Source organism: Bacteroides sp. (genome assembly GCF_052357945.1).
Taxonomy (GTDB): Bacteria; Bacteroidota; Bacteroidia; order Bacteroidales; family Bacteroidaceae; genus Bacteroides.
In genome coordinates, this window is sequence record NZ_DAWCXD010000138.1 from 1 (window position 1) to 12730 (window position 12730).

Annotated in this window: 9 protein-coding genes; all 9 read left to right on the forward strand. The window is 41.0% G+C overall.

The annotated features are described in order from the left end of the window. The first annotated feature begins 255 nt into the window (after nucleotides 1-255). The 9 genes from ACT8YW_RS18520 to glgP all read left to right on the forward strand — a co-directional run bounded on the left by ACT8YW_RS18520 (nucleotide 256) and on the right by glgP (nucleotide 12441). Nucleotides 256-846: a hypothetical protein gene (locus tag ACT8YW_RS18520; protein ID WP_005839519.1), complete on the forward strand. Its 591-nt coding sequence runs from the start codon at nucleotides 256-258 to the stop codon at nucleotides 844-846. A gap of 9 nt (nucleotides 847-855) precedes the next feature. After that, nucleotides 856-1692 (forward strand): DUF2764 domain-containing protein, encoded by an 837-nt coding sequence (locus ACT8YW_RS18525; RefSeq protein ID WP_005839521.1) that lies wholly within the window; start codon nucleotides 856-858, stop codon nucleotides 1690-1692. An 18-nt stretch (nucleotides 1693-1710) separates the two neighbouring features. After that, nucleotides 1711-3465, forward strand: coding sequence for a V-type ATP synthase subunit A (locus ACT8YW_RS18530; protein WP_016271943.1), 1755 nt, complete (start codon nucleotides 1711-1713; stop codon nucleotides 3463-3465). A gap of 35 nt (nucleotides 3466-3500) precedes the next feature. Continuing rightward, the gene (locus tag ACT8YW_RS18535; RefSeq protein ID WP_005839525.1) at nucleotides 3501-4823 is read left to right on the forward strand and encodes a V-type ATP synthase subunit B; all 1323 of its coding nucleotides are present in this window, start codon (nucleotides 3501-3503) and stop codon (nucleotides 4821-4823) included. Between the two features lie 14 nt (nucleotides 4824-4837). Beyond that, nucleotides 4838-5443, forward strand: a complete 606-nt coding sequence (locus tag ACT8YW_RS18540; RefSeq protein ID WP_005839527.1) for a V-type ATP synthase subunit D — start codon at nucleotides 4838-4840, stop codon at nucleotides 5441-5443. Next, nucleotides 5440-7245: a V-type ATP synthase subunit I gene (locus ACT8YW_RS18545; RefSeq protein ID WP_057099219.1), complete on the forward strand. Its 1806-nt coding sequence runs from the start codon at nucleotides 5440-5442 to the stop codon at nucleotides 7243-7245. Before ACT8YW_RS18540 ends, ACT8YW_RS18545 begins: the two co-directional genes overlap by 4 nt. Nucleotides 7246-7458: 213 nt before the next feature. Next, nucleotides 7459-7923, forward strand: a complete 465-nt coding sequence (locus ACT8YW_RS18550; protein WP_005839531.1) for a V-type ATP synthase subunit K — start codon at nucleotides 7459-7461, stop codon at nucleotides 7921-7923. Between the two features lie 254 nt (nucleotides 7924-8177). After that, nucleotides 8178-9848, forward strand: coding sequence for a glycosyltransferase (locus tag ACT8YW_RS18555; protein WP_005839533.1), 1671 nt, complete (start codon nucleotides 8178-8180; stop codon nucleotides 9846-9848). A gap of 28 nt (nucleotides 9849-9876) precedes the next feature. Beyond that, nucleotides 9877-12441, forward strand: coding sequence for an alpha-glucan family phosphorylase (gene glgP / locus ACT8YW_RS18560; RefSeq protein WP_005839535.1), 2565 nt, complete (start codon nucleotides 9877-9879; stop codon nucleotides 12439-12441). Nucleotides 12442-12730: the final 289 nt, after the last annotated feature.

A 12730-nucleotide genomic window follows, 5' to 3' on the forward strand; every position in this document is an offset into this window, starting at 1 on the left:
TGATTGAAGCCTCCGGACTTGAAGAAGTTCCGGAGGCTTTTTTTGTATACGCACGTGTGTGGGGAGTCTAGTAACGGAAATAATCCTATGTTCTGTAACATGAATATGGTATATTTTTCTCTTTTTGCAGTACTTTTAGTGTAAATTCTATCATTAAATTCTTTTTCTATCATTGATTTTTGTACTTTTGGGCTATTCTTTTTGAATTTATTGAAGAAAGAAAGTGTTAAACTCAAAAAAATATCTTCTAAGAATATGGAAAATAAAATTCAGGAGCTTACCGATAAGATTTATCGTGAAGGTGTGGAAAAAGGAAATGAAGAAGCACAGCGACTTATCAGTAGTGCTCGCGATGAAGCAGCAAAGATTGTAGAGGATGCCCGTAAGGAAGCTGAGTCTATTCTCGCTGTAGCTCGGAAGTCAGCCAAGGAAACTGCCGAAAATACACAATCAGAAATTAAATTGTTTGCCGGACAAGCAGTAAATGCATTGAAGACCGAAATAGCTACCTTGTTGACCAATGAGGTAGTCAGTGAAAGTGTGAAAGGATTTGTGGCAGATAAGGAGTATCTGAATAAGTTTATAGTTTCATTAGCTGCCCAATGGTCTGCTAACGAATCTATCGTGATCTCTACCGCAGATGCCGAAGGACTTAAGAAATATTTTGCAGCGAACGCAAAAGCTTTGTTGGATAAAGGAGTGAGAATAGAAGAAGTGAACGGAACGAAATCACTTTTTACTATCTCACCAGCTGACGGCTCTTACAAAGTGAACTTCGGTGAAGAGGAATTTGAAAATTATTTCAAGGATTTCCTTCGTCCTCAATTAGTAGAAATGTTGTTTTAAAACGGGACTATGACAAATTATTATTGCCTGGTAGCCGGTTTGCCGGATCTTTCGTTGGAGGATGGCAAACTGAACTATACAGTGGCTAATTTTAAATCGGAAATCTATTCGGAATTATCGGAAAAGGATAGGAAGTTAATCGACTTGTTCTATTTGAAATTCGATAATGCTAACCTGTTGAAACTGTTGAAAGATAAGGAAGCTACGACAGATTTTGAGGGGAATTATTCTCAGAATGAGTTGCTGGCGCTTATCAGTTCGGTGCGTGAAGGCGATGCTCCGGATAAGAGATACCCATCTTATCTTTATGAATTTATTACTGCTTATTTGGCTCTTTCCGCAGAGGAACTCTATCGTGCGGAAGATATGTTATCTGCCTGCTATTATGCGTATGCCATGAACTGCGGTAATCAATTTGTTTCCTCCTGGTTTGAATTTAATTTGAATATCAATAATATACTGGCTGCCTTAGCTGCACGTAAATATAAAATGGACGTATCTCAGGTAGTAGTGGGCAAGACGGATGTGAGTGAGATGATTCGTACATCGAATGCCCGAGATTTCGGTTTGTCCGAGATGCTGGAATATTTTGAGCAGGTACTCCGTATCAGCGAGATTGAAGAATTAGTGGAAAGGGAAAAGAAGATAGATTTGTTGAAATGGAACTGGATGGAAGACGCTGTCTTTTTCAACTATTTTACTGTGGAGCGGATTTTCGTGTTTTTGTTGAAACTGGAAATGATTGGCCGTTGGATTTCTATGGATAAGGAAAAGGGAAGCGAACTGTTCCGTCAGATTATTGATAAATTAAAGGACGAGATACAGATTCCCGCAGAATTCAGATAATAAACAGATTAAAGATATATGGCAACAAAAGGAACTGTTAGTGGCGTAATAGCCAACATGGTTACTCTTACCGTTGACGGACCGGTGGCACAGAATGAGATTTGTTACATTCTGACTGGCGGAGACCGCTTGATGGCAGAGGTTATTAAGGTGGTAGGCAGCAATGTTTATGTGCAGGTGTTTGAAAGTACACGTGGATTGAAAGTTGGTGCTGAAGCCGAATTTACGGGACACATGCTTGAAGTGACTCTAGGTCCGGGTATGTTGTCTAAAAATTATGATGGTCTGCAAAACGACCTTGATAAAATGGATGGAGTGTTCCTGAAACGCGGACAATACACCTATCCATTGGATAAAGAAAGAGTGTGGCATTTTGTACCGTTGGTGAAAATGGGTGATGAAGTTGGTCCATCGGCTTGGTTGGGACAGGTGGATGAGAACTTCCAGCCACTGAAAATTATGGTACCATTTCAGTTGACAGGTACTTATAAAGTGAAATCCATTGTTCCTGAAGGTGATTATACTATTGAGGATACTGTAGTGGTTCTGACGGACAGAGAAGGTAAAGATATTCCGGTAAACATGATTCAGAAGTGGCCGGTAAAGAAGGCTATGACTAATTATAAGGAAAAGCCGCGTCCTTATAAATTATTGGAAACCGGTGTCCGTGTTATTGATACGGTCAACCCCATTGTAGAAGGGGGAACGGGATTTATTCCCGGTCCGTTTGGTACAGGGAAAACAGTGCTTCAGCATGCCATCTCCAAGCAGGCGGAAGCGGATATCGTAATTATCGCTGCTTGTGGTGAACGTGCGAATGAGGTGGTGGAAATCTTTACGGAGTTCCCCGAACTGGTAGATCCGCATACAGGACGTAAGCTGATGGAACGTACTATCATTATTGCCAATACCTCGAACATGCCGGTGGCTGCCCGTGAAGCGTCTGTGTACACGGCTATGACCATTTCTGAGTATTATCGTGCTATGGGATTGAAAGTCTTACTGATGGCAGATTCTACTTCCCGTTGGGCGCAGGCCTTGCGTGAGATGTCCAACCGTATGGAAGAATTGCCTGGTCCGGATGCATTCCCGATGGATATCTCGGCTATTATCTCCAACTTTTACGGACGTGCGGGATATGTACATCTGAATAATGGTGAGACCGGTTCTATTACCTTTATCGGTACTGTATCTCCGGCAGGTGGTAACTTGAAGGAACCTGTAACGGAGAATACTAAAAAGGTGGCCCGTTGCTTTTATGCCTTGGAGCAGGAACGTGCCGACAGGAAGCGTTATCCGGCTGTGAACCCGATTGACTCTTATTCAAAATATCTGGAATATCCGGAATTTGAGGAATATATCGCCAAACGTATTAATGGTGAATGGATTGGTAAGGTGAACGAAATCAAAACAAGATTGTTGCGTGGTAAGGAAATTGCTGAACAGATTAATATTTTGGGTGATGATGGCGTACCTGTAGAATATCATGTAATCTTTTGGAAATCAGAGTTGATTGATTTTGTGATTCTGCAACAGGATGCTTTTGATGAAGTAGATTCAGTGACTCCGATGGAACGTCAGGAGGAGATCTTGAATATGGTAATCGACATCTGTCATACGGAATTCAAGTTTGATACTTTCATTGAGGTGATGGATTATTTCAAAAAGATGATCAACCTTTGCAAACAGATGAACTATGCTAAATATAAATCTGAGCAGTATGAGGATTTTAAGAAGCAGTTACAGGAATTGGTTGCCGAGAGAAGTGTCTGATTTTAATTTTTAATTTTAATTTATAATGAGTAGAGATGGCAACAAAAGCATTTCAAAAGATATATACTAAGATTAGCCAGATTACCAAGGCAACCTGTTCGCTGAAAGCGTCAGGAGTGGGCTATGATGAGTTGGCAATGGTTAATGGGAAATTAGCCCAGGTGGTAAAAATCATGGGTGATGAAGTGACTTTGCAGGTGTTCGAGGGTACGGAAGGTATTCCGACCAATGCTGAGGTCGTATTCTTGGGCAAGTCGCCTACACTGAAAGTGAGCGACCAGTTGGCTGGACGTTTCTTCAACGCTTTTGGTGATCCGATTGATGGGGGACCGGAAATTGAGGGACAGGAAGTGCCTATCGGCGGTCCGTCTGTGAATCCGGTTCGCCGTAAACAGCCGTCGGAACTGATTGCGACCGGTATTGCCGGTATCGATTTGAACAATACGTTGGTATCAGGACAGAAGATTCCTTTTTTTGCTGACCCTGACCAGCCGTTCAATCAAGTGATGGCCAATGTGGCATTGCGTGCCGAAACCGATAAGATTATCTTGGGCGGTATGGGTATGACTAATGACGACTACCTGTATTTTAAGAATGTATTTTCTAATGCCGGTGCGCTCGACCGTATTATCAGTTTCGTGAATACTACGGAAAATCCTCCGGTAGAACGTCTGTTGATTCCGGATATGGCGCTGACGGCTGCTGAATATTTTGCAGTGGAACATAATCAGAAAGTATTGGTGTTGCTGACTGATATGACCAGTTATGCTGATGCGTTAGCTATTGTGTCTAACCGTATGGATCAGATTCCTTCCAAGGACTCTATGCCGGGATCTCTTTATTCGGATTTGGCGAAGATTTATGAAAAAGCGGTACAATTCCCCGCAGGTGGTTCAATCACTATTATTGCGGTAACTACCTTGAGTGGCGGTGATATTACGCACGCTGTTCCTGATAATACGGGTTATATCACTGAAGGTCAGCTGTTCCTGCGTCGCGATAGTGATATCGGTAAGGTTATCGTGGACCCGTTCCGTTCGTTGTCTCGTTTGAAACAGTTGGTGAGTGGTAAGAAAACCCGTAAGGATCATCCTCAGGTGATGAATGCTGCTGTACGTTTGTATGCTGATGCCGCCAATGCCAAGACTAAGATGGAAAATGGTTTTGACTTGACTAATTATGATGAACGTACTTTGGCATTTGCTAAAGATTACGCTAATCAGTTACTCGCCATTGATGTGAATCTGGATACTACTGAAATGCTGGATGTTACATGGGGATTGTTCAGCAAATACTTTAAGCCGGAAGAAGTCAATATAAAGAAAGAATTGGTTGACCAGCATTGGAAAAAACAATAAATTAACGAAGAAACATGGCAATAAAGTTTCAATATAACAAGACCTCGCTACAACAGCTTGAGAAGCAGCTCAAGGTCCGTGTGCGTACGCTTCCTATTATTAAAAATAAGGAAAGCGCTCTCCGCATGGAAGTAAAGAGATGCAAGACAGAAGCTGCCGGGTTGGAGGAAAGGCTTGAAAAACAGATTCAGGCATATGAGGCCATGTTCGCACTTTGGAATGAATTTGATGCTTCATTAATAAAAGTGAGTGATGTTCATTTGGGTATAAAGAAGATTGCCGGTGTACGAGTTCCCTTGTTGGAAAACGTAGACTTTGACATCCGTCCCTACAGTCTGTTCAACAGCCCGAAGTGGTATTCCGATGGAATATATTTGTTGAAAGGATTGGCACAGACTGCTATTGAAAGGGAATTTATGCTTGCCAAACTGAACCTGCTGGAACATGCGCGTAAAAAGACCACTCAAAAAGTGAATCTTTTTGAGAAAGTGCAGATACCCGGATATCAGGACGCTCTGCGAAAGATAAAACGATTTATGGAGGATGAAGAGAATTTGTCCAAATCATCGCAGAAGATTCTGAAATCTATTCAAGAGAAAAGAAAGGAGGCGGAGGCATGATTACAAAAATGAAGAAGTTGACTTTCCTTATTTATCATAAGGACTATGAATGTTTCCTGCAAAATATCCGTGATTTGGGCGTAGTCCACGTGGCGGAAAAAGCGCAGGGGACAGCGGAGAATACCGAACTTCAAGAGAGCATCCGTCTGTCCGACCACTATGCTTCAACTATTAAGTTTTTGCAAGGTTTTAATGTTGAACTGCAAGAACAGAAGGGGGATACAGCCCGTGGAGAGAAAGCGTTGGAGGAAGTGGAGGCGTTACAACTGGAGAAAACCCAGTTGCAGCATCAGTTGCAGATTTGCGACAAAGAGCGTGCCGCGTTAGAGGTATGGGGAGATTTCGATCCTGCGTCGGTTATGCGGTTGCAAGAAGTTGGATATCAGGTGAATTTCTATATTTGCTCAGAGAAGAACTTTAACGAGGAATGGTTGGATACGTACTATGCTACGGAGGTTAACCGTATTGGTTCACGCATTTATTTCATTACCATAACCAAAGAAGGAACGTTGCCCGAATTGGAAGTGGAATCGGTCAAATTGCCGGTAATGGCCTTGAGTAGGCTTGCTGCCAGATGTGAAGATTTGGAACAGCAAATGAAGAGTGTGGATGATAAGTTAGCTGCCATAGCAGGAGAAAAACTTCTTTCTTTGCAAGTTGCACAAGCTAATATCCGCTCACAGATAGAATTCTCAAAAGTGGTGCTAAGTACTGAACAAGCTGCGGATGACAAATTGATGTTGTTACAGGGGTGGGCACCGGCTACGCAGATTCCGGAGATTACTAATTTTCTGAATCAACAGGAGGCGTACTTTGAAATTGCTGACCCTACGCCGGAGGACAATGTACCTATTCAGTTGAATAATAAAGGATTCTTCCGTCTGTTTGAACCGATTATGAAACTGTATATGCTTCCTAAGTATAATGAACTGGATTTGACGCCGTTCTTTGCTCCTTTCTTTATGCTCTTTTTCGGGCTGTGTTTGGGCGATTCGGGCTATGGTCTGTTCATGGTATTAGGAGTAACTGTTTATCGTATGTTGGCGAAGAATGTCGGTGCTTCCATGAAGCCCATCTTAACTTTGGTGCAGATTTTGGGTGCTTCTACTTTCTTCTGCGGTATGCTGACAGGTACTTTTTTCGGATTTAATCTGTATGGTAATGATATTCCGTTCTTTAATAAGATGCGTGATTTGTTCTTCTTGGACAATCAATGGATGTTTAATCTTTCATTGATTTTGGGAGCGGTACAGATTATTTTCGGTATGATACTGAAAGCGGCTAATCAGACCATTCAGTTCGGATTGAAATATGCATTGTCAACTATCGGATGGATTATTGTATTGGTAAGTACAGCTTTGGCATTCCTATTGGGAGATACCATGCCGATGGGAGGAACTGTCCATTTGGTAATTCTGGGGCTTGCCGGTGTGCTGATTTTCTTGCTCAACAGTCCAGGAAAGAATATTTTTCTCAATATCGGTTTGGGGTTGTGGGATTCCTACAATATGGCAACCGGTTTGCTGGGGGATATCCTTTCGTATGTGCGTTTGTTTGCTTTAGGTCTGTCGGGTGGTATTCTTGCCAGCGTATTCAATAGTCTGGCGGCTGGAATGAGTCCTGATAATGCAGTTGCAGGTCCGATAGTGATGGTATTGATTTTCTTGATAGGTCATTCTATCAACATGTTTATGAATATATTGGGAGCGATGGTTCATCCGATGCGTCTGACTTTCGTGGAGTTTTTTAAGAATTCGGGTTACGAAGGAGGGGGTAAGGAGTACAAGCCTTTCAAGAATTGAAGAATGAGAATAAAGAATTAAAAGCTGTTTAAGCCTTTTCGGCATTGTCATTTTGAATAAATGTTGTATCCTTGTGCAGACAGAAAAGCTAGAAAGGGAGAATCTGAAGCATAGTATGCAGATATTTCGCTAAGTTCTGGATGACATGAAAAGTATTCCTTTTAGGAGAAGTTTGATAAAATAAAGAATTTAAAAATTAAAAATAGAAGAATTATGGAAATGAATTTATTGATTGCTTATGTAGGTATTGCAATTATGGTTGGTTTATCAGGTATCGGTAGTGCGTATGGTGTAACTATCGCAGGTAATGCATCTATCGGTGCATTGAAGAAGAATGATAGTGCATTCGGTAACTTCTTGGTGTTGACTGCACTTCCCGGTACACAGGGACTGTATGGTTTTGCCGGTTATTTCATGTTCCAGAGTATTTTCGGTGTTCTGACTCCGGCTATTACAGGTATTCAAGCTGCTGCCGTGTTGGGTTCCGGTATTGCTTTGGGACTTGTAGCTCTTTTCTCCGCTATCCGTCAGGGGCAGGTTTGTGCTAATGGTATTGCTGCCATTGGCCAAGGACATAATGTATTTGGTAATACATTGATTTTGGCCGTTTTTCCTGAATTGTATGCTATTGTTGCTTTGGCTGCAACCTTCTTGATGGGATCTGCATTGGCTGCGTAATCAGATTAGTTTTTTTATATGGGCGGTTATTTCCTGTTTTTATGGAAATAGCCGCTTTTCTTATTCTAATGTAAGGCAGAACCTTAAAAATATTTATTATTGTAGCCGATATCAGTATTTTTTTGTGAAGATTGTTAGAGTAAAATAATTGAATGCTAATTCAGAAACTATCTGAATAACATAAAGTTGCAAAAAAACTTTATTATCTCATTGAAAATATGTAACTTTGCGCTCGAATTAAGATTAGTTAATAGATGGCAAAAGAATTGTTAGCCCCTGATTATATATTCGAAGCAAGTTGGGAGGTATGTAATAAAGTAGGGGGAATTTATACGGTGTTGTCCACCAGGGCCAAAACACTGCAGGAAGCATTCAAAGACAAAGTCTTTTTCATAGGACCCGATTTTTGGGCAGGAAAGGAAAATCCTTTGTTCAGTGAAAATGAAAATCTTTGTGCGGCATGGCGTGAACATGCTTTGAAGAAAGACGGATTGAAAGTTCGTGTGGGACGCTGGAATATTCCGGGAGAGCCTATTGTCATATTGGTGGATTTTTATCCTTTTTTCTCTAAAAGAAATGAAATATATGGCCGGATGTGGGAGGATTTTAAAGTTGATTCACTTCATGCTTATGGAGATTACGACGAAGCGTCTATGTTTTCTTATGCAGCCGGAAAAGTGGTTGAAAGCTTTTATCGTTTCAATCTGACCGAAAATGATAAGGTCATTTATCAGGCACATGAATGGATGACAGGTATGGGGGCCCTTTATTTGCAGAAAGCGGTACCCGAAATAGCTACCATTTTTACTACTCACGCTACTTCTATAGGCCGGTCTATCGCCGGAAACAATAAACCCCTTTACGATTACTTATTTGCTTATAATGGCGACCAAATGGCGCGTGAACTCAATATGGAGGCAAAGCATTCTATTGAGAAGCAGACTGCGCATCATGTGGATTGCTTTACTACGGTCAGTGAGATTACCAACAACGAATGCAAGGAGTTGTTGGACAAGCCGGCAGATGTGGTGTTGATGAATGGGTTTGAGGATGACTTTGTTCCGCAAGGTCGTACATTTGCCGCCAAGCGTAAGAAAGCTCGTGCTGCGATGTTGAATTTGGCTAATAAATTGCTTGGCTTGACGATGAGCGATGATACTCTTATTGTGGGTACAAGCGGTCGTTATGAGTTTAAAAATAAAGGTATCAATGTCTATTTGGAGTCCTTGAACCGATTGACCCGTGATAAAAATTTGAAAAAAGAGGTGCTGGCATTTATTAATGTACCAGGTTGGGTAGGGGATCCTCGTGAGGATTTGGTGGAACGTTTGAAAAGCAAAGAGAATTTCACAACTCCGTTGGAGTGTCCGTTTATCACACATTGGTTGCATAATATGAGTCATGATCAGGTACTTGATATGATGAAGTATTTGGGAATGTCCAATTCGGCGGAATCTAAGGTAAAAGTAATATTTGTACCTTGTTATCTGGATGGAAAGGATGGTATCTTGAATTTGGAATATTATGATTTGGTGTTGGGGAATGACTTGAGTGTTTATCCTTCCTATTATGAACCTTGGGGGTATACACCTTTGGAAAGTGTAGCATTCCATGTACCTACTATAACAACTGATCTGGCCGGATTTGGTTTGTGGGTAAACTCGTTGAAGGGTAGATACAGTGAGTTGAAAGATGGTGTGAAAGTTATCCATCGCTCGGATTACAACTATTCTGAAGTGGCGGATGTTATAAAGGACACTATATCGGAATTTTCGGGATTGCCGGAAAATACAATCAAGACAGTGCGTAAAAATGCGGCGGACATTGCTGAAAAGGCATTGTGGAAGCATTTTATCAAATATTATTATGAAGCTTATGATGTGGCATTGCATAATGCACAGAAAAGGCTTGTTATGAATAGCTAATTAATTATTAATAAATAATTTGAGAGACATGAAAATCAAAGTAAGTAATGCGAATACTCCTAATTGGAAGGAAGTTACAGTAAAATCACACATTCCCGAAGAACTGAAGAAGTTGGAGGAAATGGCTCGTAACATCTGGTGGGCATGGAATTACGAAGCAACAGACCTGTTTAGAGATTTAGATCCTGCAACTTGGAAAGAAGTGGGGCAGAATCCCGTTGCTTTATTGGAACGTTTGAGCTATGAAAAGCTGGAGGCATTAACTCAGGATAAGGTGATTGTAAAGCGCATGAATGATGTATATGCTAAATTCAAAGCTTATGTAGATGCTAAGCCGGATAGCAAACGTCCTTCTGTTGCTTATTTCTGTATGGAGTATGGTTTGACACATGTTTTGAAAATCTATTCCGGTGGGCTGGGTATTTTGGCCGGTGACTACTTGAAAGAAGCATCAGACAGTAATGTAGATATGTGTGGTGTTGGCTTCTTGTATCGTTATGGGTATTTTAGCCAAAGCCTTTCAATGGATGGTCAGCAGATTGCTAACTATGAATCACAGAATTTCGGTAGCCTGCCTATTGAACGTGTAATGGATGAAAACGGACAGCCGATGGTAGTTGATGTTCCTTATTTGAACTATTTCGTTCATGCATACGTATGGAAGGTAAATGTAGGACGTGTTCCTTTGTATCTGCTAGATACGGATAATGAAATGAACAGCGAATTTGATCGTCCTATCACTTATCAGTTGTATGGTGGAGATTGGGAGAACCGTTTGAAACAAGAAATCTTGTTAGGTATCGGTGGTGTGTTGCTGCTGAAGAAATTGGGCATTAAGAAAGATGTCTATCATTGTAATGAAGGACATGCTGCTTTGTGTAATGTGCAGCGTTTGTGTGATTATGTAGAAAGCGGGCTGACATTTGACCAGGCTTTGGAAGTAGTTCGTTCTTCTTCTTTATATACGGTTCATACTCCGGTTCCTGCGGGGCATGACTATTTTGATGAAGGCTTGTTTGGAAAATATATGGGTGGTTATCCACAGCGTATGGGGATTTCTTGGCAGGATTTGATGGACTTGGGTCGTATTAATCCGGGTGATGCAGGCGAACGTTTTTGTATGTCTACATTTGCTTGTAACACTTGTCAGGAAGTAAACGGTGTGAGCTGGTTGCATGGCAAGGTTTCTCAGGAGATGTTCTCTGGAATTTGGAAAGGCTATTTCCCTGAAGAAAGTCATGTAGGTTATGTAACTAATGGTGTTCATTTCCCAACGTGGAGTGCTACTGAATGGAAGAAGCTATATGCTAAGCATTTTGCTCCTAATTTCCTGGAAGATCAGTCTAATGAGAAAATTTGGGAAGCTATTTATAATGTAGCCGATGAAGAAATTTGGGAAACCCGTATGGCTTTGAAGTACAAATTGGTTGACCATATTCGTAAGCAGTTCAGTGAAAGCTGGTTGAAGAACCAAGGTGATCCTTCACGTATCGTTTCTCTGATGGAAAAGATTAATCCGAATGCCTTGTTGATTGGTTTTGCCCGTCGTTTTGCTACTTACAAACGTGCGCATCTGCTGTTTACTGATTTGGAACGTTTGTCTAAGATTGTGAACAATCCTGATTATCCGGTACAGTTCTTATTTGCAGGTAAGGCTCATCCACACGATGGTGCAGGTCAGGGGTTGATCAAGAAGATTGTGGAAATTTCCCGTCGTCCGGAATTCTTGGGCAAAATCATCTTCCTGGAAAATTATGATATGCAGTTGGCACGGCGTCTGGTCTCAGGTGTTGATATTTGGATGAATACTCCTACCCGTCCTTTGGAAGCTTCTGGAACATCAGGCGAGAAGGCTTTGATGAATGGTGTTGTTAACTTCTCTGTGCTTGACGGTTGGTGGCTGGAAGGTTACCGTGAAGGAGCAGGATGGGCGTTAACTGAAAAACGTACTTATCAGAATCAAGATCATCAAGATCAATTGGATGCTGCAACTATTTATAGTATTTTGGAAAATGAGATTCTTCCATTGTATTATGCACGTAACCGTAAGGGATATTCTGAGGGTTGGGTGAAGACTATCAAGAATTCTATTGCTCAGGTGGCTCCTCATTATACAATGAAACGTCAGTTAGACGATTATTATGCTAAGTTCTATACTAAAGAAGCAAAACGTTTTAAAGAATTGGTAGCCAATGATTATGCAAAGGCTAAGGAACTGGCTGCTTGGAAAGAAAGAGTTGCAGAACTTTGGGATTCCATTGAAATCGTTTCATGTGAAAAGACGGAAGAGCTGGCTAGCGGTAATATTGAAAGCGGAAAAGAATATATCATTACTTATGTCATAGATGAAAAGGGATTGGATGATGCAGTAGGTATTGAACTGGTTACCACTTTCACGAATGCGGAAGGTAAAGAGCATATCTATTCTGTAGAACCAATGGAAGTAATTAAGAAAGAAGGTAACTTGTATACATTCCAGGTTAAACACAGTTTGTCTAACTCAGGCAGCTTCAAGGTGGCATACCGTATGTTCCCGAAGAATGTTGATTTGCCTCATCGTCAGGACTTCTGCTATGTTCGTTGGTTTAACTAATCATTGAATTAAGATAATATTTCTATTTAAAGAACTGTTTCCTTGGAAAAGAGAGGAAGCAGTTCTTTTTTATTAGTATGTTCGCCCAAAGTTTCATTGATATTATCATTCCAGTTAAGATTGTTATGGAAAGTGCGCATTATTGGGAAGGATAGGACGAGTATAAAAAATGGAGGTGTGTCGTAATGCACGATGCACCTCTTTTTTTGTTCATCACTATACAAATCTGTTCACTTTCTTTAAGCTGCGATCTTTTGAAGATTTCTTTGATTTATGTGTTCCCAGCATC

Bases quoted from the DNA above. Each gene is read 5' to 3' on its own strand.
- ACT8YW_RS18520 (WP_005839519.1), top strand. From the start codon at position 256: ATGGAAAATAAAATTCAGGAGCTTACCGATAAGATTTATCGTGAAGGT.
- ACT8YW_RS18525 (WP_005839521.1), top strand. From the start codon at position 856: ATGACAAATTATTATTGCCTGGTAGCCGGTTTGCCGGATCTTTCGTTG.
- ACT8YW_RS18530 (WP_016271943.1), top strand. From the start codon at position 1,711: ATGGCAACAAAAGGAACTGTTAGTGGCGTAATAGCCAACATGGTTACT.
- ACT8YW_RS18535 (WP_005839525.1), top strand. From the start codon at position 3,501: ATGGCAACAAAAGCATTTCAAAAGATATATACTAAGATTAGCCAGATT.
- ACT8YW_RS18540 (WP_005839527.1), top strand. From the start codon at position 4,838: ATGGCAATAAAGTTTCAATATAACAAGACCTCGCTACAACAGCTTGAG.
- ACT8YW_RS18545 (WP_057099219.1), top strand. From the start codon at position 5,440: ATGATTACAAAAATGAAGAAGTTGACTTTCCTTATTTATCATAAGGAC.
- ACT8YW_RS18550 (WP_005839531.1), top strand. From the start codon at position 7,459: ATGGAAATGAATTTATTGATTGCTTATGTAGGTATTGCAATTATGGTT.
- ACT8YW_RS18555 (WP_005839533.1), top strand. From the start codon at position 8,178: ATGGCAAAAGAATTGTTAGCCCCTGATTATATATTCGAAGCAAGTTGG.
- glgP (WP_005839535.1), top strand. From the start codon at position 9,877: ATGAAAATCAAAGTAAGTAATGCGAATACTCCTAATTGGAAGGAAGTT.